Source organism: Phenylobacterium sp. RIFCSPHIGHO2_01_FULL_69_31 (assembly GCF_001824475.1).
Classification (GTDB): Bacteria; Pseudomonadota; Alphaproteobacteria; order Caulobacterales; family Caulobacteraceae; genus Phenylobacterium.
This window is the reverse complement of sequence record NZ_MHXN01000010.1, coordinates 18,601-41,562: the sequence shown is the minus strand read 5'-3', so window position 1 is coordinate 41,562 and position 22,962 is coordinate 18,601. Positions and strand designations below refer to the sequence as shown.

Sequence of the window (22,962 nt, the reverse complement as noted above, 5' to 3'; positions counted from 1 at the left end):
CAGGTCGAAGACATGGCCGCACCGACCAGCCTCACAGAACTCTCAGATCAACCTTGCCAACGGGGAGCCGTCCAGACATGGCGCGATCCCGGCGCACGCCCAGCAGGACCGAAACCCGGTCCAGCCTGATCTGGTCCTGGACATAGAAGCCGACCTGGCTGAGGCGGTCGGTGGGGTTCGCGAGGCGGTCGGGGACCGTGTAGTTCCCGTAGACCGGCGCGTAGGCGTCGATCGGGGTGGTGAGGCCCGAGGCGAACTCGCTCTTCTCGGAATACTTCTGATACTCGACCCCCACGAGCAGTTCGTGCTGGAGCCCGCCCGTGGCGAACCCCGCCTGCAGGTGGTTGTCGGTCGTGAAGGTCTCGATCTCGGGATAGATCGCCCAGATGTAGCGGTTCAGCACCCGCCGATCGGGGTCGACGAACGGCTGGGTGGGGTTCGAATAGCTGTCCGGATAGATGCTCTGGTAGTCGACGTTGGCGTCCAGGTAACGGCTGTTGCTGCGCAGTGTCATGGCGTCGCTCAGTCGGTGTTCGGCCAGCAGGCTGACGGCAAAGGTCTCGGTGTCGTACTTTTCCCAATCGGGCTCGCTGAGGAAGCGCGACGTCGGCAGACGGCGGCCCGGGGCCGCGCCCAGACTGGCGGCGATCGGCACGAAGGTCGAAATCGTGCCGCCTTGGTCCTTCTGATAGCGGCCGAGTAGGGTCAGCGTGGTCCGCTCGTTGGGGGCCCAGGTCAGCGAGGGGGCCAGAAGGAACCGGTCGTCTTCGACATAGTCGGTCTGGGTTCCGGACTCCCGCAGGACGCCGACGAGCCGCACGGCCAGCGTTCCCGCCTCGTCCAACGGTCCGGTGACGTCGGCCGCCGCCTCGTAGCGATGGTGCGTGCCGTATGCGACCGAGACCTCGCCGGCGCGGGTGAACTGCGGGCGCTTGCTGGTCTGGTTGATCAAACCGCCGATGGCGCCGGACCCGTAAAGCGAGCCGCCGGGACCTTTCAGCACCTCCACCTGTTCCAGCATGTGGATGTCGGTGCGCGGGCTGTAGTAGCCGAAGGTCTGGCGCAGGCCATCAAGATAGATTGGCGCCTCGACGCCCCGGACGAAGGAGTCATCATTGCGCCCGTCGTTGCCATAGGCCTCCGCGACCACGCCCGCCGTATACCGCAGGGTCTCCTGGAGGTTCTGTGCGCCGCGCTCCAGGAATTGCGCGCTCGTCACCACGCTGATCGCCTGCGGCGTGTCGATCACCGCCGTGTCGGTCTTGCCCGCCGCCGTCCGGATCAGTTCGCCCTCGACGACCACGCCCTCCAGATAGGCGGGGGCGTCGCCCGCGGCGTCCGCGAGCGCGGGCGTTGCGGTCAGGAGGGCCAGAGGCGAAACGAAGTTCAAAAGGCGGCGCACGCGGTACTCCTCGAAGATATGCGAATGACTCGCAATCGCGTCTTAGCGAGGCGGGGCTAGCGGAGCAAGTTGTTGCGAATTGTTCGCAAGAGATCGATATGTCCACCGGTGTCGCCGTGCGGACCGTCGCGGATAACGCCGTCGGGCGTTTGCCTCCGGCGCTAGGTTATGGTTGTTCACCTATGTTGACGCCGGGGCATGGATTCCAGGCGCACGCAACGGGAGAAGCGTTCATATGTCCGAGGCCGTTCTGCCGCCCGGTTGGCCCGCCATGTCCATCCAGCAGGCTCATGCGTTGCTGGGCCAGCCCGGCCTGCCGACCGAGATCGGTGAGGCGACGATCCGCGGCGTTCCGCTGAAGGTCTGGAAGAACCAGCCGCCGACGCTGCGCGCCGTGGCGGAGATGGCCAAGACCCACGGGGACAAAGTCTTCCTGGTCTATGAGGACGAGCGCGTCACCTACGACGCCTTCTATCGGGCCGTCGCCCGGTTCGCCGTCGAGCTTCAGGCTCAGGGCGTCGAGAAGGGCGACCGGGTCGCCGTCATCATGCGCAACGTGCCCGAATGGGTGGTCGCCTTCTACGCGGCCGCCTCGATCGGTGCGATCGTAACGCCGCTGAACGCCTGGTGGACCGGTCCCGAGCTCGAATACGGCCTGACCGATTCTGGGACGAAGGTCGCGGTCATGGACGCCGAGCGCTACAGCCGGATGACGGAGCACTTCGGCAACTGCCCCGACCTGAAGCACGTCTACGTCAGCCGCGAGGTGGACGAGATCGCCCACCCCTACATCAGCAAGCTGGAAGAGGTGCTGGGCGCGCCGAACGACTGGGTGAAGCTGCCCGACCAGCCGATCCCGCCCGTCGAGATCGACACCGACGACGACGCCACGATCTTCTATACCTCCGGGACGACCGGTAAGCCCAAGGGCGCGCTGGCCACCCACCGGGCCGTGAACTGCAACATCTTCACCGCCGGCGCGGCCGGCGCGCGCACGTTCCTGCGCAAGGGCGAGATGCCGCCGGCGCCGGATCCGGACGCGCCCCAGCGGTCGGCCCTGCTGTCGGTGCCGTTCTTCCACGTCACTGGCTGCTTCGCCGTGCTGAACCCGACCCTGGCGACCGGTGGCAAGCTGGTGCTGATGTTCAAGTGGGAGCCGATCCGCGCCTTCGAGCTGATCCAGCGGGAGAAGGTCACCACGGCCGGTGGCGTGCCGACCATCGCCTGGCAGCTCCTGGAGCATCCGGCCCGTGGCAACTACGACCTGTCGTCCCTCGAAAGCGTCTCGTACGGCGGCGCGCCGTCGGCGCCGGAGCTGGTCCGGCGGCTGAAGGAGGTGTTCCCCAAGTCGCAGCCCGGCCAGGGCTGGGGCATGACCGAGACCTGCGCCACCGTCACCTCGAACAGCGCCGAGGACTACCAGAACCGTCCCGACAGCTGCGGGCCGGCCGCCGCGGTGGCCGAGCTGCAGATCCGCGATCCCGCGGACGGCCTCACCGTGCTGCCACCCGGCAGCGTTGGCGAACTCTGGTCCAAGGGGCCGATGAACGCCCGCGCCTACTGGAACAAGCCCGAGCCCACCGCCCAGACCTTCGTCGACGGCTGGGTGCGGACCGGGGACCTGGCGCGGCTCGATGAGGAAGGCTTCTGCTTCATCATCGACCGGGCTAAGGACATGCTGATCCGTGGCGGTGAGAACATCTACTGCGTCGAGGTCGAGAACGTCCTTTATGACCATCCGGCGGTCATGGACGCCGCCGTGGTGGCCAAGCCGCACCGGATCCTGGGAGAAGAGCCGGCCGCCGTGGTGACGCTGAAGCCCGGCCACGAGGCGACCGAGGAGGAGCTGCGCGCCCACGTGGCGGAGCGGTTGGCCGCCTTCAAGGTGCCGGTGGCGGTGAAGTTCTGGCACGAGACCCTGCCGCGCAACGCGAACGGCAAGATCCTGAAGAGCGAACTGAAGAAGCTCTTCGTGGAGGAGCCCGCCTGAGGACCCGCGCCGACCTGCTGCTCGTCGCCCGCGGCCTGTTCGAAAGCCGGGCCAAGGCGCGCGCGGCGATCGAGGCGGGTGGGGTGACGGCGGACGGCCGGCCGGTCGCCAAGGCGTCCGAACTGATCGAGGAGGCGGCGGTCGTCGAGGCCGTTGCGGCCCATCCCTGGGTCGGACGCGGCGCCTTGAAACTGTCCCATGCGCTGGATCTCTGGCCTGTGCCGGTCTCCGGGCGCGTTGTGCTGGACGTCGGCGCTTCGACCGGCGGCTTCACCGAAGTCTGCCTGAGGGGCGGCGCGGCGCGGGTCTATGCGGTCGACGTGGGACGAGGGCAGCTCCATCCCAGAATCGCCGCCGACTCGCGCGTCGTCGCCATGGAGGCTACCGACGCGCGCGACCTGACGCCGGCCCTGATCCCGGAGCCACCAGGCCTGATCGTCACCGACGTCAGCTTCATCTCGTTGGAAAAGGCGCTGCCGGCGGCGTTGGGCCTGGCCGCAGCTGGCGCCGACCTCATCGCCCTGGTGAAGCCGCAGTTCGAAGTCGGCCGTGAGCATGTCGGTAAGGGGGGCCTCGTCACCGACGCGGCGGCGCGGTCGCGGGCCTTGGAGGCCGTTCGGGCGTTCGTCGAGGGGCAGGGTTGGCGCGTCGGCGAGGTCGCCGACAGTCCGATCCTGGGCGGCGACGGCGCCCGCGAATTCCTGCTGTGGGCCGTCCGCCCATAGAAAAAGGGCCGCCCCGATACGCCGGGCGGCCCAGTTTGACACTCGACTTGGAGATGGTTCAGTCGACGACGGCGTACTTGCCGTTGGCGTCGCGGCAGACCCGGACGAAGCGCGTCTGGGTGCGGCCGTCGGGCATGTAGATCGGGCTTTCCGCCAGGGTGCAGCTGTCCGGCTCGGCGGGACGCTCGGCGGCGCGATAGCGCTCGATGGGCTCTTCGCGCCAAGCGTCCTCGCGGGCTTGGGCGGCCGCGGAGTCGGCGTAGGCGTCGCGGTCGTAGTAGCTGCCGTTGGACGCCGCGGGCGGTGGCGGGGGCGGGGCGCTGTCGTAGTAGCTGCTGGGCGATACGCAGGCCGCGCTCTTGTTGCCCACGACGCCGCCGATCACCGCGCCCAGCAGGCCGCCCAGCAGGGCGCCTTCCGTGCGGGCGTTGCGCGCCGCGGCGTTGGAGCCGATCACCGCACCCGCGCCACCGCCCAGCACCGCGCCGACCGTTCCGCGCTGGGTCTGATCGCGCCTGCAGGCGTCGTAGTAGTAGCCGGTGGTGGTGCGGGTGGTGTACGGACCCGCGGGTTGGGCCAGCGCCGGAGCGCACGCGCCCAGCGCGATCACGCCGGCGAGCGCGGCGGCTGCGGCCTTGGCGATGGTGACCTGCGTGGACATTCGGTATCCCTCGATTTCGATGCTCTCGGCCGCACTACGGCGACGCTTTCCGGCAAGATGCTGGCGCGAACCTGAACGGCCGTTGAGAATCTCGTTCATGTTCGTTCATTTCCGCTTAACCACGCGGCCCGCGATGGTGGCCCGATGAGGTATCCCAAGCGCCGGCCCCAGGGGCGCCCCGACCCGCGCCCGCCGCCGGGCCCGCCGGTCGAGCTCACCATCGAAAGCGTGGGCGGGGAGGGCGACGGCGTCGCGCCCGGGCCGGTCTTCGTGCCGTTCACCTTGCCAGGCGAGCGCGTGCGCGCGCAGGGCGCCGGCGAACGACGCGATCTGCTGGAGGTCTTGGAGCCCAGCGCCGAGCGGGTCGAGCCGCCGTGCCCGCACTTTTTCGCCTGCGGTGCCTGCGCGCTGCAGCACTGGGACCATGCACCGTATCTGGCGTGGAAGGTCGAGCGACTCGTCGGAACGTTGGCCCGCCAACGGATCGAGACGGAAATCCTGGCGCCCTTCGCCGCTGAGCCCGGCACGCGCCGTCGTGTAGCGCTGCACGCTCGCAAGGGCGGCCGGGACGCTGCCCGCCTGGGCTACAAGGCCCGCAAGTCCTGGGACCTGGTGGACATCGCCGTCTGCCCGATCGCCGACCCGGCCATCCAGGCGGCGATCCCTGCCCTGAAGCGGCTGGCTGCGCCGCTGTTCGAGCATCCGAAGTCGGCGCCCACCCTGCACGTCACCCTGACCGACACCGGCCTCGACATCGACATCACCGGCGTCGAGGCCAAGAGCGGGGGCCTGTCCGCGGACGCGCGCATGCAACTGGCCGAGCGTGCCGCGGAGGCAGACTTCGCCCGCGTCACCCTCGCCGGCGAGATGGCCTATATGGCGCGGATGCCTCAGGTGCGGCTGGGGCCGGCGCGGGTCGGCCTGCCGCCCGGCAGCTTCCTGCAGGCGACTCCTGGCGCGGAAGTGGCCATGGCCGCGTTTGTGGCCGTGGCGGCGGCCGGCGCGCACCGGATCGCCGACCTCTACTGCGGTGTGGGCACTTTCACCTTCCGCCTGGCCGAGATCGCGCCCGTTCACGCGGCGGATTTCTCCGCGGCAGCCGTGGCGGCCCTGACCGCGGGCCTCGCTTCCGCGCCCGGGCTGAAGGGTGTTACGACCGAGGCCCGCGACCTCGTGCGCCGTCCGCTGCTGGTCCACGACCTGCGGCACACCGACGTCGCGGTCTTCGATCCACCCCGCGCCGGGGCGGCCGAACAGACCGCCGAGTTGGCCGCCTCGAACGTCGCCCGCGTCATCGGCGTCTCCTGCAACCCCGCGACCTTCGCGCGCGACGCCCGCGTCCTGCTGGATGCCGGCTTCACCCTCGAGCGCGTCCTGCCCGTGGACCAGTTCCTGTGGTCGCCGCACGTTGAGTTGGTGGGGGTGTTCCAGAGGTAGGATCTCGCCGAGGACAGGGCGGATCATTCTGCGAACAGGTCCATCTGGCCGCCGCGCTGGGGCGGCACGTGGAACCGGCTCGCGTCGAGGGAGCCCCAGCCGACGTCCAGCCCGTACCGCTTCTTGGCCGCAGCGAAGCGCGCAGCCATGAGAGCGGCGAGGGGGCCTTCACCCTTCATGCGGCTGCCCCACTGGGCATCGTAGTCCTTTCCGCCCCGCATCTGGCGGACCAGCGACATCACCCGCCGGGCGCGGTCCGGGTGGTCGGTCTCGAGCCATTCCCGGAACAGGTCCTTGATCTCCAGCGGCAGGCGCAGCGCCACGTAGCCGGCGCCGGACGCGCCTGCTTGGGCCGCCCGTTCCAGCACGGCCTCCATCTCGTGATCGTTGAGGCCCGGAATGCAGGGCGCGAACATCACGGTCACCGGCACACCGGCCTGCGTCAGGCGGCGCACGGCGTCGATCCGCTTCTCCGGCGTCGCGGCGCGGGGCTCCATCGAGCGGGCGAGCTGGCGGTCGAGGCTGGTGATCGAGATCGCCACCCGCGTCAGCTTCATCGCCGCCGCCTCGGCGAGCAGGTCCAGGTCGCGCACGATCAGCGCCGACTTGGTGATGACCGAGAACGGGTGGCGGAACCGCACCAGCACCTCGATCACCCCGCGCGTGATCCGGAGCCTTCGTTCCTCCGGCTGATAGGGGTCGGTGTTGCCGCCGATATGGATCAGCTCCGGCGTATAGCGCGGCTTGGCCAGCTCCTTTTCCAGCAGCTGCGCCGCATGCGGCTTGAAGAAGAGCTTGGACTCGAAGTCGAGGCCTGGCGACAAGCCCATGTAGGCGTGCGCCGGCCGGGCGTAGCAGTAGATGCAGCCGTGCTCGCAGCCCCGGTACGGGTTGATCGAGGCGGAGAAGCCGACGTCGGGGCTGTCGTTGCGGCTGATGATGACCCTGGCCTTCTCGGCCGTCACCGCTGTGTCGAGCTGCCCGGGCGCGGGATCCTCGATCGCCCAGCCGTCGTCGAAATCCTCGCGCTGTTGGGACTCGTAGCGGCCGCTGGCGTTGGAGCGGGCGCCTCGGCCGCGTGGGACCTTGGGGATCTGGGAGGTGAAGCCGGATGACATCGGCCAACCCTAGGCGCCAGAGAAGAACAAAACAAGAACTATTGACCGCCTAGGGGGAAGCAAGCTCTGTCGGGGCATGCTTTCGGTGATCATCGACGCGCGGTCAGGGGCTGACGGTCTGCCCGGACTTCTGGCTCAGCTCACAGCGGGGGCCGTGGACGGCCTGGTGCGACAGGTGCTGATCGTGGCGGCGGAAGGCCAGCCAGGGATCGGCGAGCTTTGCGAGGACATGGGAGCCGAGGCGAGCCTCTCCCTCGAGGCGGCGGCGATGGCGTCACGATCCGATCGACTGCTGGTGCTGCCCGCGGACCTCCGCCTGCGGGACGGCTGGATCAAGGCGCTCGAGACCCACCTGACGCGAGGTGGCGAGCCGGCCGTGGTGACGGGATTTTCGGACGGTGGGCTGTTCGGCCGCCGTCCTTTCGGCGTCCTACTCGAACGCGGCCGTCTGGAGGCCGCCGGCGGCGCCGATCTGCAGCGTCTCCGCCGCGATCTGGGGCTGCGGGTTCGCCGGATTGGCTAGGTCGAGACGCACGTCGATCCGGCGCGCGCCGCCGGCCAGGGCGTCGAGGGTGCGGGTCTCCTCGCCGAACATCCGCTTGTAGGTCCAGTAGGCGGCCATGACCTTCTCGACGTAGTTGCGGGTCTCCAGCGCTGGCAGGCACTCGATGGTGAGCAGCGGATCGTCCTGGCCCACCATCGCGGTGGTCTTCAGCACTGCGCCGGGTCCGGCGTTGTAGGCCGCCACCACGTGCAGGATGTCGCCGCCGACGCCGCGGTCCATGAGGTAGCTGAGGTAGTCCTGGCCGGCCCGAAGGTTGGTGGCCGGATTGAACAGCACGTTCGGCCGCTTGCGGTAGATGGCGTCCCCGGTGGCGAGCGCAGCGGAAGCGGGCATCAGTTGCATCAGCCCAAGGGCGCCCACGGGCGACACGGCCCGCGGATTGAATGCGCTTTCCTGCCGCACGATCGCGTAGACCAGCGCCTTGTCCACCGTGAAGCCGTCGCGAGGCTCCAGCGGCGGGGCCTGATAGTCGCCCAGAGACAGATACTGGGGCTTTTGCGAGCCGGGGCCGGCGGAAGGCCCGAGCGCGGCCAGCATCGCGTTCCAGGCTTTGCGATCCGCGCCGGTGCGGGCGAGGGCGAGGCCGGCGCGGAGCTCCTGGCGCGCCTCGTCGACACGGCCGATCTGGGCGAGCGCGGCGGCGCGATGGGCCCGGGGGTCATTCTCCAGCAGGCGCGTCGGCGCCGGTTCGGGCGCGCGGAACGATGCGGGGATGAACTGCCCGGTCTGGGCGTCCGCCATGGTCATCTGGACCTGACGCTCGGCGATCATTCCATAGAAGGTCTGCGGGGCCTGGGCGGCGAGGCGCAGGAAGGCGTTCGCCGTGGCGTTGTCGCCCAGCGCCACGGCCGAGCGCGCGGCCCAATAGGCGCCGGCGGCGCGCATCCACGGGTCGCTCTCGTCGTCGCGGGCCACCTGGGCGAAATAATCGTGCGCTTGGCCATAGTCCTGCAGGCGCCAGGCGGAGAGGCCCGCAATCCAGCGCTCGCCCACGTTCACGGCGAGCTGGAAGGCGGTGCGGGCGTCGCCGGAGTAAAAGGCTTCGCGGGCGGGCCGGGTGATCTCGCTGCGCGTCGTGTCAACCAGCGCCACCTCGGGCGTCGGAAGGGGCACGGCGTCGGCCGGCCGGCGCTTGGCGGCCAGGGAGAAGACGCGGTCGGCAAGCGGCAGGTCGCGGAACCTGGCCAGCCAGCCCGACAATTCCTCGAAAGACGCCTTGTGGGCGCTGGGATGCATCAGGGCGCGGAACGACAGATAGCCGTCGAGGGAACGATCCTTGATCGTCGCCGCTTCCAGTTGGGCGCCGACGAAGTCGCCCTGGTCCACGGCCTGGAAGGCGGCGGCATAGGCGCGGGCGTCGGTGTCGGAGAGGGCCTTCGGCGATCCGGCCGCCGCGACAGAGCTGGCAACCGAGGCGGCGGCGACGAGGGACAATACCCCGACGCGCAGGCGCTGTTCGAGCGTCATGCCGTCTATATCCGCGGGCAGAACTAACGTCTGCTGAACGCGGACCCCTTTTTCTCTGAGTCCCAGGTTGCGAAGCTAGAGGGGCCTTTCCGGGCGATCAAGCCTTTCGGAAAGCGTCAACAGATCGCTCCACGCCTTTTTCTTCGCGCCGGGCTGACGCAGCAGGAAGGCGGGGTGAAGTGTCGGCATGGCGGGCAATTCCAGCGTCCCATCGGCCGAGCGCCATTCGAACCAGCGCCCGCGCAGCGACAAAATGCCCTCCTCGCGCTTCAGGACCGACTTGGCCGACGCCCCACCGGCGAGGAGCAGCATCCGGGGCTGGACCAGCTGGACGATGCGCTCGAGGAAGGGCGCGCAGATGGCCTGCTCCGCCGGCGTCGGCGTCCGGTTGCCCGGTGGGCGCCAGAAGACGGTGTTGGTGATCAGGACCCGATCGGTAAGCCCCGCCGCGGCCAGCATGCGGTCGAGCAGCTTGCCAGCCCGGCCCACGAACGGCTCCCCGCGGGCGTCCTCATCGGCGCCCGGGCCTTCGCCGATGACGAGCAGCGGGGCCTTCGGATCGCCCCGATAGACCACGGCCTTGGTGGCCGCGCCCTCGAACCGCAGGGGACAGCCCTCGAAGGCCGCGATGGCGGCGACCAGGGCGTCGAGGTTCGCGGCTCCGGCGGCGAGCTGCTGGGCCTGGGCGACGGCGCCGGAGATATCGGCCTGGCCGCCGAAAGCCCGGGGCGCGGGCGCCGCGGCCAGGGGCACCACGGGCGCTGCGGGGCGCGCGGGTGGCAGGATCTTGCCCGCCTCGATCCGGTCGACGGCCTCGTCCAGCAGCATGGCGTCGACCCCCGCGTCCGCCCAGAAGGCGAGCAGGCTCTCGGCGATGGCGGCGTCGAAGGGTTCGGCGATGGCCGACATTCCCTGGGTTCACTCCGGATCAGGCTTGCGCCACTCTTGGCGCGTCAGCGCGGGCTTGTCAGCCCGGAATGGGGAGAGCGGACGCGATGGCGAGGTTCGCCTGGCTTGCGGCAGCCTGCGTGCTGGTCGGCCCGCCCGCCGCGGCCCAGCCGGCGCGCGAGCACCGCGAAATGGTGGCCGAGCTGGGCGGAACCTACCTCGGCCCGCAAGCCGACTATGTGCAGCGTATCGGGGAGCGGATGGCCCAGGCTGCGGGGATGCGCCAGCGCTGCGTCTTCACGGTGGTGAACTCCGAGGTCGTCAACGCTTTCACCGCACCGCCCGGCTGCTACGTCTACGTGACGCGCGGACTGCTCAGCATCGTCAACTCCGAGGCGGAGCTGGCGGCGGTGCTTGGCCATGAGCTGGGCCATGTGGCGGCCAACCACGCGGTTCGCCAGCAGAACGCCGAGACCATGGGCAGCCTGGCGGCCACGCTGCTGGGCGTCGCCACCAAATCCGACCTGGCCGGCAAGGTGGCCGGCCGCGTCGCCAAGCTAGGCGCGCTCGGCTACTCGCGGAACCAGGAGTACGAGGCGGACAGCCTGGCCCTGACCTACCTGCCGGCGGCGGGCTATGCGCCGGACGGCCTAACGCGCGTCCTGGACGACCTGCAGCGGGAGGGGGCCTTCACAGCGCGCGAGACGGGGCAGCCGGAGGGCGGGATGGCGCCGTGGGCCAGCACCCATCCCCTGACCTCGGACCGGATCCGCCGCGCCAGCGCCCAGGCCGCCAAGACGCCGCCGCAAGCGGGGCTGACGCTGGACGAGGCGAGCTACCTCGCCGCCGTGGACGGTCTGCCCTACGGCGAGGCGGGGGCGCAGGGCTACGTCCGGGGCGGCAGCTACATCCATCCGCAGCTCGGCATCCGCTTCGAGGCGCCGCGGGGCTTCCAGCTGGTCAACCAGCCCCAGGCGGTGCGGGTGAGCGGGCCGGGTGGGACCCTGGCCGAGTTCACGGGCGGGCGCGCCACGCCAAAGGAACTGGAAAACTACGCCCTGGAGGTCCTGCGCGGCGTGGTGCGCAACGGCCGCCACCAGGTGGGGCAGCCTCAGCACACGAGGATCAACGGCCTGGACGCGGTGGTCCTGCCGGCTCGGGCGACGTCGGCGGGGCGGCCTGTCGACCTGACGGTGGTGGCCTATTCGCTGGGCCGCGACGAGGCCTACAGCTTCGTCGCCATGACGCCGGCCGGGCAGGCCAGCCTGTTCGACCCGATGTTCGACTCCTTCCGCCGCCTGTCGGACCGGGAGGTCGACGCGATATCCGGACGCCGGATCGCCGTCGTCGAGGTGCGCCCCGGCGACACGGCCGAGTCCATGGCGGCCCGGATGGCCCCGGACCGGGACCGCCTGGACCGCTTCCTCATGCTGAACGCCCTTGAGGCGGGCCAACCGCTGCGGCCGGGAACCCAGGTTAAACTCGTCGTAGAGGGCCGCCCTTGAGCACCCGGTACGGGTTCGCCCTTGACCGCCCCGCCGTGACCTCCCGATAAGACCCCTTCATAACGCGAGCATCGGACGGCGAGGGGGCCGGCGGTGACGGACCAAAGGGGAACGCGATGAGCGAAGACGTCGGCCAGTCGATCCAGCGGGAAGCGATGGAGTATGACGTCGTCATCGTCGGCGCCGGGCCTTCGGGCCTGGCCGCGGCGATCCGCCTGAAGCAGCTCGACGCGAACCTCACCGTGGCGGTCTTGGAGAAGGGCGCCGAGGTCGGCGCGCACATCCTCTCGGGTGCGGTCATCGACCCCAAGGGCCTTTCCGAGCTGCTGCCGAACTGGAAGGAGCTGGGCGCCCCGCTGGAGACGCCCGTCACGAAGGACGTCTTCCTCCTGCTGGGACCTCAGGGCAGCCTGGAGCTGCCGATGTGGGCCATGCCGCCGTTCATGGACAACCATGGCAACTACATCGCCTCGCTGGGCAACGTCTGCCGCTGGCTGGCGGGGCAGGCTGAGGGCCTGGGCGTCGAGATCTATCCCGGCATGGCCGCCTCGGCGCCCGTGTTCGAGGGCGACAAGCTGGTCGGCGTGGTCGCCGGCGAGTTCGGCTTCGGCAAGGACGGCAAGCCTGGCCCGAACTACGAGCCCGGCATGGAACTGCGGGGCAAGTACGTCTTCATCGGCGAGGGCGTCCGAGGGTCGCTGGCCAAGGTGCTGAAGGCCAAGTACGGGCTGGGCAAGGACGCCGACAAGGAGAAGTACGGCATCGGCATCAAGGAGCTGTGGCAGGTTCCGGACGCCGTGTTCACGCCGGGCCTCGTGCAGCACACCACCGGCTGGCCCCTGGACGACAAGACCGGCGGCGGCAGCTTCCTTTACCACTTCGGCGACAACTACGTGGCGATCGGCTTCGTCACCCACCTGAACTACAAGAACCCCTGGCTCTCGCCCTTCGACGAGTTCCAGCGCTTCAAGCACCACCCCGAAGTCGCCAAGTACCTCGAGGGCGGCAAGCGCATCGCCTACGGCGCCCGCGCCATCAGCGAGGGCGGCCTCCAATCGATCCCGAAGCTCTATTTCCCGGGCGGCGTCCTGCTGGGCGACAGCGCCGGCTTCGTGAACGTGCCGCGGATCAAGGGCAGCCACGCCGCCATCAAGAGCGGCATCATGGCCGCCGAGGCCGCGTTCCACGCCATCCAGGCGGGCCGCTCGGGCGACGAACTGGCCGAGTACAAGGCCGCGTTCGACGGCTCGTGGCTCAAGAAGGAGCTTAACGTCGTCCGCAACGCCAAGCCGATGCTGTCGAAGTTCGGCACGGCCATCGGCGGCGCCGTCTCCATGTTCGACATGTGGACCACGCACCTCCTGGGCGGCTTCTCGTTCTTCGGGACGATGAAGCACGGCAAGAGCGACGCCGAGTCCACCGGTGCGGCCAAGGACTACAAGCCCATCGTCTATCCGAAGCCCGACGGCGTGCTGAGCTTCGACAAGCTGTCCAGCGTGTTCCTCTCGTCCACGAACCACGATGAGGCCCAGCCGGCGCACCTGAAGCTGCGCGACCCGTCGATCCCCATCTCGGTGAACCTGCCCAAGTACGGGGAGCCGGCGCGCCTCTACTGCCCGGCGGGCGTGTACGAGGTGCTGTACGACGAGGCGGGTCAGAACCCGAAGTTCCAGATCAACTTCCAGAACTGCGTCCACTGCAAGACCTGCGACATCAAGGATCCGTCGCAGAATATCGACTGGACGACGCCGCAGGGCGGGGACGGGCCGAACTACCCGAACATGTAGTGGCCATTTTTTCCGTGTGACGATGGGGCGCTTGCGGCGGAGCCTCCGCGCGCCCAGAGTCTGATCATGCTTCGTACCCTGCTGCTCGCCTGCGCCGCCCCGCTCGTCCTGCTCGGAGGCTGCGCCAGCGCCGTTCCCAAGACCGAGGATGCGGTTCTCGGCGCTCCGATCGCCGCCGACAGCGCCTACGGCATGTTCCTGGCCGGCAGCGCGGCGCTCCAGGAGGGGCGGAACGGCGACGCCGCGCGGTTCCTCGAACTGGCGCGCAGCCAGAGCGGCGACGATCCCGCCGTGGCCGAGCGCGCCTTTACCGCGGCCCTGATGGCCGGCGACATCCAGAAGGCGGCCTTGCTGGCGCCCGACGGTCCGACGGCCTCCGAACCTGGCAAGCGCCTCGGCCGGCTGGTCAAGGTCGTCGCGGCCATCGGCGAGGGCAAGGGTAAGGTCGCCAAGGCCGAGTTGTCGAACGACGGGATTGGTTTTCCCCACCGCGCCGCCGCCGCGCTGCTGGGGCCGTGGGTGTCGGCCTCGGTCGGCGACACCGAAGGCTCCACGGTTCGGCCGCAGCTCCGGGGCGATGCCGGCGTCGACTATTTCGGCCAGATCGGCCAGGCGCACCTGTTCGAGCGGGCCCGTCGCTACGACGAGGCCGAGACCGACTTCAAGGCGGTCACCGCCAGCGAGAACCCCAGCGAAATCGCCGTGCTGGCCTACGGCGGCTTCCTCGAGCGCCGCAACCGCCGGCCCGAGGCCCTCGCCCTCTATGACGCGGCGCTGAAGCGCAATCCCTCGAACCTCAGTCTCAAGGCGGCCCGGGCCCGCGCCGGCGCGAACCGCACCGCCCCGGCCATGCCGACCCTGAAAGAGGGCGCTGCCTTCGCCCTGCTGGCGCCGGCCGCGACGATGATCAGCGCCAAGCAGGAATCCATCGGCCTGGCCTATCTGCGCCTGTCCCTGTCGCTGGACCCGCAGCGCAACGACGCCTGGCTGATGCTGGGCGACTTGCTGCAGCAGAACGGCGACGTCGAGGGCGCCCGCCTGGCCTATTCCAAGCCCAAGCCCACCTCGGCCGAATTCCCAGCGGCGCAGGCCAAGCTGGCCTGGAGCTACCAGAGCGCCGGCGACAAGGAGGGGGCGCTGCGGCTGGCCCGCACCGGCGCCGCCACGGGCGACACCGAGGCGCGGACGACGCTGTCGGACCTCCTGCGCGCCAACGAGCAATATCCCGAGGCGATCGAGATCCTGAACGGCGTCATCGCCGAGGCCAAGGCCCCGGACTGGCAGCTTCACTATGCGCGGGGCCAGGCGTTCGAGCGGTCGGGCAGGTGGAAGGAAGCCGAGGCCGACCTCGCCCTGGCGCTCAAACTGCGGCCGGACGAGCCCGAACTGCTGAACTACCTGGGCTATGCCTGGATCGACCGCGGCGAGCGGCTGCAGGAAGCGATGGGGATGGTCGAGCGGGCCGTGGCGTCCAACCCGCGGTCGGGCGCGATCGTCGACAGCCTGGGCTGGGCGCACTACCGGCTCGGCGACTACAAGAAGGCCGTCGAGGTGCTGGAGCAGGCGGTCGAACTGGAGGCCGGGGACCCCGAGATCAACAACCACCTGGGTGACGCCTACTGGATGGTCGGCCGCAAGGACGAGGCGGTCTTCCAGTGGCGGCGCGTCCTGACGCTGAAGCCCGACGACCGGATCAAGGGCGACGCGGAGAAGAAGCTGGCCTCGGGCCTGGGCCCGCAACCCAAGCTCGCCGGGCAGTAGGATGCCCGCGCGACTGGCGCCGGCGAAGGTCAACCTCTTCCTGCACGTCGGCGCGCCGACGGCCGACGGCTATCATCCGATCTGTAGCCTGATGGTTTTCGCCGACGTGGGCGACCGGGTGTCGATGGAACTGGGCGAGGGCCGCCTGACGGCCAGCGGGCCGTTCGCAGGGGGCCTGGGCCGCGAGTCGGACAACCTCATCATCCGCGCCGTGCGCGCCTTCGTGGCCGACCTGGGCCGGCCGATGGCGGAGCTGTCGTTCGGGTTGGACAAGCGCTTGCCCATCGCCAGCGGCCTGGGCGGTGGGTCCAGCGACGCGGGCGCGGCCTTGCGGCTGATCCGGGACGTGTTCGCGCCACAGGTCGACGATGCGCGGCTCGAAGCCGTGGCGGCGCGCCTGGGCGCCGACGGCGCCGCCTGCCTCTGGGGCCGGCCGGTTCTCGCGCAGGGTCGGGGAGAGCGGCTTACGCCAGCGCCCGGGCTTCCCGTGCTGCACGCCGTGCTGGTGAACCCGGGCGTGCCCGTCTCGACCCCCGAGGTCTATCGCCGCCTGGATGCAGCCGGCGCCTTCGGGGACGTGACCCCGCCGGTGATGCCCGACGCTTTTGAGAGTCCGCAGGAGGTCGCCGCCTGGCTGGCGACGCAAGGCAACGACCTGGAGGCGCCCGCCGTCGCGGCGGCGCCCGAGATCGGGACGGTGCTGGACACGTTGCGGGACGAGCCGGAGGTGCTGTTGGCCCGGGTGTCGGGCTCGGGTGGCACCTGCTTCGCGCTATGCGGCGACGATATCGCCGCCGAGACGCTCGCCGAGCGGATCGAGGCCATGGCGCCCCACTGGTGGGTCGAACGCTGCCGCCTGGGCGGACCCTGGGAATAGCCGGAACGAAAACGGGGGCCCCGAAGGACCCCCGTCTCTACCCACTGACGCCTGCCAACGCTTGGCGGCAGGCGCCACTCCCCCGAGTTTACGAGTGGTAGGCGCGTTCGCCGTGCTCGACGATGTCCAGGCCTTCTTCTTCGGCTTCCGGCGAGGACCGCAGGCCGACCGTGTACTTGATGATGAAGAACACGATGCTGGAGGCCACCGCAGACCAGACCACCGCCACCAGCACAGCCTTAAGCTGGGTGATGAACTGGCCCATCATGCTGTAGCTCGCCAGGGCGTCGCAGGTGGAGATATCCCCGTCCGCCGCGCAGGTCGTGTAGTCGACGATCCCGGCGCCGCCCAGGCTGGCCGAGACCAGGATGCCGGTGGCCAGGGCGCCCACAATGCCGCCGATGGCGTGGATCCCGAAGGCGTCCAGGCTGTCGTCGTACTTCAGGGCGTTCTTCACCACGGAGCAGAAGAAGACGCAGATCGGCGAGACCACGAGGCCCAGGATCAGGGCGCCCATCGGTCCGGCGAAGCCCGCGGCCGGCGTGACCGCGACCAGGCCGGCGACCAGGCCGGAAGCCATGCCCAGCAGCGAGGCCTTCTTGCGCGTCACCCACTCGGTCATCGCCCAGGAGAAGCCGGCGGCCGCCGTCGCGACGAAGGTGTTGACCACCGCCAGGGCGGCATAGCCGTTGGCTTCCAGGTTGGAGCCGGCGTTGAAACCGAACCAGCCCACCCACAGCAGGCCGGCGCCCACAAGCGTCAGGGTCAGCGAGTGCGGTTGCATCGGCTCGGACCGGTAGCCCTTGCGGGGGCCCAGGATCAGGGCGCCCATCAGGGCCGCGATGCCGGCGTTGATGTGGACCACGGTGCCGCCCGCGAAGTCGAGCGCGCCCCAGCCCCAGAGCAGGCCGGACTTCACCGGATCGGTCGGCGCCGTGGCGATGCCGTCGGGGCCCGGCCACCACCAGACCATGTGGGCCATGGGATAGTACGAGAGCAGCGGCCACAGGACGGCGAAGATCACGCAGGCGGCGAACTTCATGCGCTCGGCCACGCCGCCCAGCACCAGGCAGGCGGTGATCGCCGCAAAGGTCATCTGGAAGGCGATGAACGCCAGTTCCGGAATGTAGATCCCGGTGGAGAACGTCGCGACGTTCGAGGCCGGCGTGACGTCCTTCAGGAACAGGCGGCCGGCGCCGCCGACGAAGGTGTCGAGACCGCCCCCGTCGGTGAAGGCCAGGCTGTAGCCATAGGTCACCCAGGCGATCATGCCGATCACGCACACGGTGGCCGTCTGCATCAGCATCGACAGCATGTTCTTCTGACGGACTAGGCCGCCGTAGAACAGCGCAAGGCCGGGGATGATCATCAGCAGCACGAGGACGGTGGAGACCATCATCCAGGTGGTGTCACCCTTTTCGACCGTCTGGGCGGGCGCCGCTGGCGCCGCCTCGGCCGCGGGCGCGGCCGCTTCAGGAGCCGGTGCGGGCGCGGCGGCTTCAGGCGCGGCGGCAGCGGGCGCTGCGGCGGCGGGCGCCGCAGCCTCCTGGGCGAGGGCAGGGGCCGCCAGCGGCGCCCCGGCCATCACGGCGGCGAGCGCAAGCCCGGCCAGCCGCTGTTTTCCAAAGAATTTCATAAGCATATGTCCCCTTGTCCCGTTAGAGCGCCGCGGCGCCCGTCTCGCCCGTCCGGATGCGCACGGCCTCCGAGACGTCGAGGACGAAGATCTTCCCGTCACCGATCTTGCCGGTCGCAGCCGCGGCCTTGATGGCCTCGACCGCCTTACCCGCCGCCGCGTCGTCGACGACGGCCTCGAGTTTCACCTTGGGCAGGAAGTTGATCTGGTACTCCGCGCCCCGATAGATCTCGGTCTGGCCCTTCTGCCGGCCATATCCCTTGACCTCCGAGACCGTCAGACCCTCCACGCCGGCGCCGACAAGCGCTTCGCGCACGTCGTCCAGCTTGAACGGTTTGACGATCGCCATGATGAGTTTCATCCGCTCGCTCCCGCGTCCGGCCCTGAGGGCGGGCCCAACCCCTCTCGTTCGTTCGAAGACCCCGCGCCGTTATCCCCTTCGCGGTGGTCGCAGCGACGCTATGTCGGGGGTGCGCCGGGGGCTGACCGCTGGGATGACGCTTCGGTGAAGAAGGCCAAGCTCGCCTGTTTTATGAGCGCCAAGGGTCTCCGGCGCCGTGGAATTGGGCAATTGTCGCCCTCGGGCGGCCCGAACCCAGGCTTGACCCACGCGCTGACGGTCGTAAATCCGGCGCCTTCCAGGCCTAGTCTCAGCGGGCGGTCAGCCTGGAACCGCTTGAACTCTCCCGCGTAAGTCACCTGCGGCCCCCCGATCGGGCCGCCGCAAACACAAGGACCGCTAATGTCGCCGACCCGCTTCTTCTTCGCCGCCGCCGCCGTCGCCGCCCTGAGCACCGCGCCGTTCGCCGCCTCGGCCCAGACGCCGGCCGCCGCGCCCGCCGCCGCCAAGCCCGTCGCCGTGCAGGGCGACCTGGTGGACACCCTGAAGCTGTCGGGCCAGTTCACGACCTTCGTGGGCGGCATCGATGCGACCAATCTTGCCGGCCTGCTGAAGACCAACAAGAACCTCACGGTCTTTGCGCCGACCGACGCCGCTTTCGCCGCCATGCCGGCGGACCAACTGGCCAAGCTGAAGAGCGACAAGGCCGCGATGCAGAAGTTCGTCCTGCACCACGTGGTCAACGCGCCCGTCGACTCCACCAAGATCAAGGGCGCCAAGGGGCCGGTCCCGTCGGGCGCGGGCGACACCATCCTGCTGGACGGCAGCGACGAGGGCGGTTCCCTCAAGGTGGACGGCGCCACCATCGTCCAGGCGGACCTGCGCACCGGCAGCGGCCTGCTGCACGTGGTGGACAAGGTGCTGGTCTCCGGTGAAGGCGCCGTCGAGCCGCCGGCCGCCAGCGCCCCCGCGGCGGACGCCTCGGCCACCGCGCCGACGAGCTAGGCGAGGTAAAACCTTGGGCGGCGGCGGGAACCAACACCCGCCTGAGCCGTACAGCGTCAGCACGTCGAGGATGGGGCTTAGCATCGCGCCATCAACCGGAGTTCTGACGATGAAGATCGCCCTTTTCGCTACCGCAACGGCCGCCGTCGCCCTCCTGGGCGGCGCGGCCTCCGCGCAAGACCAGAACATGCCGAAGGCCCCGACCCCCGGGTCGGTGACCGGCGACTGGAACGGGGCCCACGCGCCCTCGGACGACAAGCAGTACACCGAGAAGGTGACCGTGCCCGTCGGCTCCACCGCCTCCACTGGGATCGCCGCGCCGCCGGTCGACACCGGCGTGACCGCCGCCACCCCGCCGGCGGAGGCCACCGCCTCGGCCGAGACCACGACGACGCCGGCGGCGGGCGCCTATGCCCAGTCGGCCAGCGTCACGACCTCGACGGTCACCAACGGTCCGGTGCCCGATACGGCCGAGAACCGCGCGAAGTACGGTCAGCCGATGTCCCGCGCCGGCAAGCGGACCGCCGCGCGGGGCAACTGAAACCACTCGGAAATCAGCCCTCGCTTGGGTTGAAGCGAAGGTCGGCGGGCCCTATGGTCCGCCGACTTTTTTTGCGCCTGCGAACGTATCGTCCCCAATGCCTGATCAACCTCTGTCTTTTCAGGGCCTTATCCTGAAACTCCATGACTATTGGAGCCGTCAGGGCTGCGCGATTCTGCAGCCGTACGACGTCGAGGTGGGGGCGGGGACCCTGTCGCCCATGACTGTCCTGCGCACCCTGGGGCCGAAACCGTGGAAGGTGGCCTACGTCCAGCCCTCCCGCCGGCCCGCCGACGGACGCTATGGCGAGAACCCCAACCGGCTGCACCAGCACCACCAGTACCAGGTGATCCTGAAGCCGAACCCCGAGAACCTGCAGGAGCTCTACCTGGGCTGTCTGGAGGCCATCGGCATCGATCCGACGGTCCACGACATCCGCTTCGTCGAGGACGACTGGGAGAACCCGACGGTGGGCGCCTGGGGCCTGGGCTGGGAGGTCTGGTGCGACGGGATGGAGATCACCCAGTACACCTACTTCCAGCAGGTGGGCGGCCTGGACGTCTTCCCGGTGGCCGGGGAGCTGACCATCGGCCTGGAACGGCTCAGCCTCTATCTGCAGAACAAGGACAACGTCTACGACCTCAAGTTCAACGACGAGTTCAGCTACGGCGACATCTACCTCGCCAACGAGCAGCAGTTCTCGGCCTTCGAGCTGGAAGTCGCCGACGTCGCGACCCTGAAGCGCCAGTTCGAGGACATGGAACGCGAGGTCCCGCGGATCGTCGCCACGAAGGGCCGCCAGGGCCAGTCGCTGGCGCTGCCCGCCTACGACCACGTGCTGAAGGCCAGCCACCTGTTCAACATCATGGACGCCCGCGGCGCGATCGCCGTGGCCGAACGCCAGAGCTACATCGGCCGCATCCGCGACCTCTGTAAGATGTGCGCCGAGGCGTGGGTCGCCGACCAGGGCGGGAACGCTTAAGCATGCCCCAACTCCTGCTCGAACTGCTCTCCGAAGAAATCCCCGCGCGCATGCAGGCCGGCGCCGCGCGCGACCTGGAGCGCATGGCCCGCGAACGCCTCGCCGCCGAAGGCCTGCTGCCCGAGGCGCTGAAGACCTTCGCCGGCGCCCGGCGCCTGACCCTGGTCGCCGAGGGGCTGCCCGAGGCCCAGAAGGACCGCCATGAAGAGGTGAAGGGCCCCCGGACCAGCGCGCCGGAACAGGCCCTGGAAGGATTCCTGCGCAAGAACGGGCTGGCGAAGACCGACCTCACCGAGAAGGACGGGATCTGGTTCGCGCACATCCATCGCAAGGGCCGCCCGACGCCCGAGATCGTGGCCGAAATGGTGGAGGGGATCGTACGCGACTTCCCCTGGCCGAAGTCGATGGTCTCCGGCGTCAGCAAGCTGCGCTGGGTGCGGCCGCTGCGGCGCATCCTCTGCGTCTTCGACGGGGACGTCGTGCCCTTCCACATCGAGGGCATCCCCAGCGGCGACACCACCCAGGGCCACCGGTTCATGGGCTCGGGCCAGTCGTTCAAGGCGAAGGACTTCGACACCTACGCCGACAAGCTCGAGAAGCATTTCGTGGTCCTCGACGTCGAGGAGCGGAAGTCCCGGATCCTCGAGGCCGCCAAGACGCTCTGCTTCGCCCGCAACCTGGAGCTGGTCGAGGACCAGGGGCTGCTGGACGAGGTCGCCGGCCTGGTGGAATGGCCCGTGCCCGTGCTCGGCGACATGGACCCGGCGTTCCTGGACCTGCCGGCCGAGGTGATCCGCACGTCGATGCGGGTGCACCAGCGCTATTTCGCCGTCCGCGATCCGCGCACCGGCAAGCTCGCCCCGCACTTCGTGACCGTGGCCAACATCGACGCCACCGACGGCGGCAAGACCATCGCCCTGGGCAACGCAAAGGTGCTGTCGGCCCGCCTGTCGGACGCCCGGTTCTTCTGGAACGAGGACCGCAAGGTCCGCCTGGAGGACCGCCTCGAGAAGCTGAAGGGCGTCACGTTCCACGCCAAGCTCGGCGCCATGTACGAGCGGGTCGAGCGGCTGGAGATGATGGCCGCCGCCCTCGCGCCTCGCGTGGGCGCCGAGCCCGCCAAGGCGACCCAGGCCGCGCGCCTGGCCAAGGCCGACCTCGGCACGGGCGTGGTCGGTGAGTTCCCCGAACTGCAGGGGATCATGGGCGGCTACTACGCCGAGGCCGAGGGCCTGTCGCCCCTGGTGGCCGAGGCCGTCCGCGACCACTACAAACCCGCCGGCGCCAATGACGACGTGCCCGACCGTCCGGTGACCATGGCCGTGGCCCTGGCGGACAAGCTGGACACCCTGACGGCGTTCTTCGCCATCAACGAAAAGCCCACCGGCTCGCGGGACCCATTCGCCCTCCGCCGCGCCGCCCTGGGCGTGATCCGGATCGTGCTGGGCTCCGAGCTGCGCATCCCGCTGCGCCAGGCGGTGGCCGACTGGTACCGTTCGCTGCGCTGCTTCGTGGACCCGGGCCGGGCGCTGTGGGTCTCGACGCCCAAGGTCACCGTCCATCTGGGTGCGGGCGGCCGGGCCAAGTCGCAGGAGTTCGAAGTCTATCTGCGCGAGTTCGACGAGGCGCTGCTCGGCGGCGGACCGCAAGTCGTGGCCATGGACCGCGACGTCGACATCGTCTTCGACCGCCTGGAGCGCGAGAAGCCGACCGGCAAGGTCCTCTACGAGTTCCGGCCCTACGACGAGGTGTCGGACGAGATCGTGGCCTTCTTCGCCGACCGCCTGGAAGTCTGGCTGCGCGACCGGGGCCAGCGGCACGACCTTGTGGCGGCGATCTTCGCCCTGGGCGACGACGATCTGGTCCGCATCGTGGCCCGGGTGAACGCCTTGGACGCCTTCCTCAAGACCGAGGACGGGGCGAACCTGCTGGCGGGCTACAAGCGCGCCGTGAACATCCTCAAGGCCGAGGAGAAGAAGGGGGCGCTGCCCGACGGCGCGCCCGCGCGGATGGCCTCGTCTTCGCCCGAGGAACTGGCGCTGATCGCCGCCGTCTCCGAGCTGGACGCCAAGCTCGATACGGCGCTGGACGCCGAGGATTTCTCGGGCGCCATGCGCGAGCTTTCGAAGCTCCGCGCGCCCGTCGACGCCTTCTTCGACAAGGTGTTAGTAAATTCCACGGTATCCGAGGAACGCGACAACCGCCTCCGCCTTCTGGCGAAGGTTCGGGACGCCATGGGACAAGTGGCGGATTTCGCGCAGGTTACAGGTTAAGC

Annotated in this window: 19 protein-coding genes; 12 read left to right on the top strand and 7 right to left on the bottom strand. The window is 69.6% G+C overall.

The features are described 5' to 3' along the window. Positions 1-31: 31 nt before the first annotated feature. Positions 32-1,402, bottom strand: a complete 1,371-nt coding sequence (locus A2790_RS07505) for a TonB-dependent receptor (RefSeq protein ID WP_293389402.1) — start codon at positions 1,400-1,402, stop codon at positions 32-34. 235 nt (positions 1,403-1,637) lie between these two features. Between A2790_RS07505 and A2790_RS07500 the strand changes: the two genes are divergently transcribed. Together A2790_RS07500 and A2790_RS07495 are read left to right on the top strand one after the other, a co-directional pair. Then, positions 1,638-3,392 (top strand): class I adenylate-forming enzyme family protein, encoded by a 1,755-nt coding sequence (locus A2790_RS07500; RefSeq protein ID WP_293389399.1) that lies wholly within the window; start codon positions 1,638-1,640, stop codon positions 3,390-3,392. Then, entirely contained in the window at positions 3,389-4,117 is a 729-nt protein-coding gene (locus A2790_RS07495) for a TlyA family RNA methyltransferase (protein WP_293389406.1), read from the top strand. Before A2790_RS07500 ends, A2790_RS07495 begins: the two co-directional genes overlap by 4 nt. Before the next feature lie 58 nt (positions 4,118-4,175). Here A2790_RS07495 and A2790_RS07490 read toward each other — a convergent pair whose 3' ends face one another. Further along, positions 4,176-4,778 (bottom strand): glycine zipper 2TM domain-containing protein, encoded by a 603-nt coding sequence (locus A2790_RS07490; protein WP_293389396.1) that lies wholly within the window; start codon positions 4,776-4,778, stop codon positions 4,176-4,178. Between the two features lie 144 nt (positions 4,779-4,922). Here A2790_RS07490 and A2790_RS07485 point away from each other — a divergent pair, with 144 nt between their 5' ends. Next, a complete protein-coding gene (locus A2790_RS07485) occupies positions 4,923-6,215 on the top strand; it encodes an RNA methyltransferase (RefSeq protein WP_293389393.1) in 1,293 nt (430 codons plus the stop codon). 23 nt (positions 6,216-6,238) lie between these two features. On the opposite strand, the gene A2790_RS07480 is transcribed toward A2790_RS07485, so the two are convergent. After that, positions 6,239-7,333, bottom strand: a complete 1,095-nt coding sequence (locus A2790_RS07480) for a PA0069 family radical SAM protein (protein ID WP_293389390.1) — start codon at positions 7,331-7,333, stop codon at positions 6,239-6,241. Between the two features lie 76 nt (positions 7,334-7,409). Between A2790_RS07480 and A2790_RS07475 the strand changes: the two genes are divergently transcribed. Continuing rightward, complete coding sequence (locus A2790_RS07475; RefSeq protein WP_293389387.1) at positions 7,410-7,856, top strand: cell wall biosynthesis glycosyltransferase; 447 nt, start codon at positions 7,410-7,412, stop codon at positions 7,854-7,856. Here the strand turns inward: A2790_RS07475 and A2790_RS07470 are convergent. Continuing rightward, complete coding sequence (locus A2790_RS07470) at positions 7,764-9,365, bottom strand: lytic transglycosylase domain-containing protein (RefSeq protein ID WP_293389385.1); 1,602 nt, start codon at positions 9,363-9,365, stop codon at positions 7,764-7,766. The two genes, A2790_RS07475 and A2790_RS07470, sit on opposite strands and share 93 nt — an antisense overlap. Before the next feature lie 75 nt (positions 9,366-9,440). Further along, positions 9,441-10,274, bottom strand: coding sequence for a uracil-DNA glycosylase (locus A2790_RS07465; protein ID WP_293389383.1), 834 nt, complete (start codon positions 10,272-10,274; stop codon positions 9,441-9,443). 86 nt (positions 10,275-10,360) lie between these two features. On the opposite strand from A2790_RS07465, the gene A2790_RS07460 reads away from it, so the two are divergent. The 4 genes from A2790_RS07460 to A2790_RS07445 all read left to right on the top strand — a co-directional run bounded on the left by A2790_RS07460 (position 10,361) and on the right by A2790_RS07445 (position 16,183). After that, positions 10,361-11,758 carry a M48 family metalloprotease gene (locus tag A2790_RS07460; protein WP_293389381.1) on the top strand — a complete coding sequence of 466 codons (1,398 nt, stop codon included), beginning with the start codon at positions 10,361-10,363 and terminating at the stop codon, positions 11,756-11,758. Positions 11,759-11,874: 116 nt separating this feature from the next. Then, positions 11,875-13,545: an electron transfer flavoprotein-ubiquinone oxidoreductase gene (locus A2790_RS07455; protein WP_293389378.1), complete on the top strand. Its 1,671-nt coding sequence runs from the start codon at positions 11,875-11,877 to the stop codon at positions 13,543-13,545. A gap of 66 nt (positions 13,546-13,611) precedes the next feature. Further along, positions 13,612-15,306 (top strand): tetratricopeptide repeat protein, encoded by a 1,695-nt coding sequence (locus A2790_RS07450; RefSeq protein ID WP_293389375.1) that lies wholly within the window; start codon positions 13,612-13,614, stop codon positions 15,304-15,306. Position 15,307: 1 nt separating this feature from the next. Continuing rightward, positions 15,308-16,183, top strand: a complete 876-nt coding sequence (locus A2790_RS07445; protein WP_293389372.1) for a 4-(cytidine 5'-diphospho)-2-C-methyl-D-erythritol kinase — start codon at positions 15,308-15,310, stop codon at positions 16,181-16,183. A gap of 88 nt (positions 16,184-16,271) precedes the next feature. Here A2790_RS07445 and A2790_RS07440 read toward each other — a convergent pair whose 3' ends face one another. Both A2790_RS07440 and A2790_RS07435 read right to left on the bottom strand, forming a co-directional pair. Continuing rightward, positions 16,272-17,819 carry an ammonium transporter gene (locus A2790_RS07440; RefSeq protein WP_293389369.1) on the bottom strand — a complete coding sequence of 516 codons (1,548 nt, stop codon included), beginning with the start codon at positions 17,817-17,819 and terminating at the stop codon, positions 16,272-16,274. Positions 17,820-17,841: 22 nt separating this feature from the next. Continuing rightward, positions 17,842-18,180, bottom strand: a complete 339-nt coding sequence (locus A2790_RS07435; RefSeq protein ID WP_068878565.1) for a P-II family nitrogen regulator — start codon at positions 18,178-18,180, stop codon at positions 17,842-17,844. A gap of 381 nt (positions 18,181-18,561) precedes the next feature. Here A2790_RS07435 and A2790_RS07430 point away from each other — a divergent pair, with 381 nt between their 5' ends. From A2790_RS07430 to glyS, 4 genes are all read left to right on the top strand, one after another. Further along, positions 18,562-19,164, top strand: a complete 603-nt coding sequence (locus A2790_RS07430) for a fasciclin domain-containing protein (protein WP_293389365.1) — start codon at positions 18,562-18,564, stop codon at positions 19,162-19,164. A gap of 109 nt (positions 19,165-19,273) precedes the next feature. Continuing rightward, positions 19,274-19,705, top strand: coding sequence for a hypothetical protein (locus A2790_RS07425; RefSeq protein WP_293389363.1), 432 nt, complete (start codon positions 19,274-19,276; stop codon positions 19,703-19,705). A gap of 97 nt (positions 19,706-19,802) precedes the next feature. After that, complete coding sequence (locus A2790_RS07420) at positions 19,803-20,687, top strand: glycine--tRNA ligase subunit alpha (RefSeq protein WP_293389361.1); 885 nt, start codon at positions 19,803-19,805, stop codon at positions 20,685-20,687. Between the two features lie 2 nt (positions 20,688-20,689). Then, positions 20,690-22,960: a glycine--tRNA ligase subunit beta gene (gene glyS / locus A2790_RS07415; protein WP_293389358.1), complete on the top strand. Its 2,271-nt coding sequence runs from the start codon at positions 20,690-20,692 to the stop codon at positions 22,958-22,960. The last annotated feature ends 2 nt before the right edge of the window (positions 22,961-22,962 follow it).

Coding starts and splice junctions, on each gene's coding strand:
- A2790_RS07500 (WP_293389399.1), top strand. CDS start 1,638: ATGTCCGAGGCCGTTCTGCCGCCCGGTTGGCCCGCCATGTCCATCCAG.
- A2790_RS07490 (WP_293389396.1), bottom strand. CDS start 4,778: ATGTCCACGCAGGTCACCATCGCCAAGGCCGCAGCCGCCGCGCTCGCC.
- A2790_RS07485 (WP_293389393.1), top strand. CDS start 4,923: ATGAGGTATCCCAAGCGCCGGCCCCAGGGGCGCCCCGACCCGCGCCCG.
- A2790_RS07480 (WP_293389390.1), bottom strand. CDS start 7,333: ATGTCATCCGGCTTCACCTCCCAGATCCCCAAGGTCCCACGCGGCCGA.
- A2790_RS07475 (WP_293389387.1), top strand. CDS start 7,410: ATGCTTTCGGTGATCATCGACGCGCGGTCAGGGGCTGACGGTCTGCCC.
- A2790_RS07470 (WP_293389385.1), bottom strand. CDS start 9,365: ATGACGCTCGAACAGCGCCTGCGCGTCGGGGTATTGTCCCTCGTCGCC.
- A2790_RS07465 (WP_293389383.1), bottom strand. CDS start 10,274: ATGTCGGCCATCGCCGAACCCTTCGACGCCGCCATCGCCGAGAGCCTG.
- A2790_RS07460 (WP_293389381.1), top strand. CDS start 10,361: ATGGCGAGGTTCGCCTGGCTTGCGGCAGCCTGCGTGCTGGTCGGCCCG.
- A2790_RS07455 (WP_293389378.1), top strand. CDS start 11,875: ATGAGCGAAGACGTCGGCCAGTCGATCCAGCGGGAAGCGATGGAGTAT.
- A2790_RS07450 (WP_293389375.1), top strand. CDS start 13,612: ATGCTTCGTACCCTGCTGCTCGCCTGCGCCGCCCCGCTCGTCCTGCTC.
- A2790_RS07445 (WP_293389372.1), top strand. CDS start 15,308: ATGCCCGCGCGACTGGCGCCGGCGAAGGTCAACCTCTTCCTGCACGTC.
- A2790_RS07440 (WP_293389369.1), bottom strand. CDS start 17,819: ATGAAATTCTTTGGAAAACAGCGGCTGGCCGGGCTTGCGCTCGCCGCC.
- A2790_RS07435 (WP_068878565.1), bottom strand. CDS start 18,180: ATGAAACTCATCATGGCGATCGTCAAACCGTTCAAGCTGGACGACGTG.
- A2790_RS07430 (WP_293389365.1), top strand. CDS start 18,562: ATGTCGCCGACCCGCTTCTTCTTCGCCGCCGCCGCCGTCGCCGCCCTG.
- A2790_RS07425 (WP_293389363.1), top strand. CDS start 19,274: ATGAAGATCGCCCTTTTCGCTACCGCAACGGCCGCCGTCGCCCTCCTG.
- A2790_RS07420 (WP_293389361.1), top strand. CDS start 19,803: ATGCCTGATCAACCTCTGTCTTTTCAGGGCCTTATCCTGAAACTCCAT.
- glyS (WP_293389358.1), top strand. CDS start 20,690: ATGCCCCAACTCCTGCTCGAACTGCTCTCCGAAGAAATCCCCGCGCGC.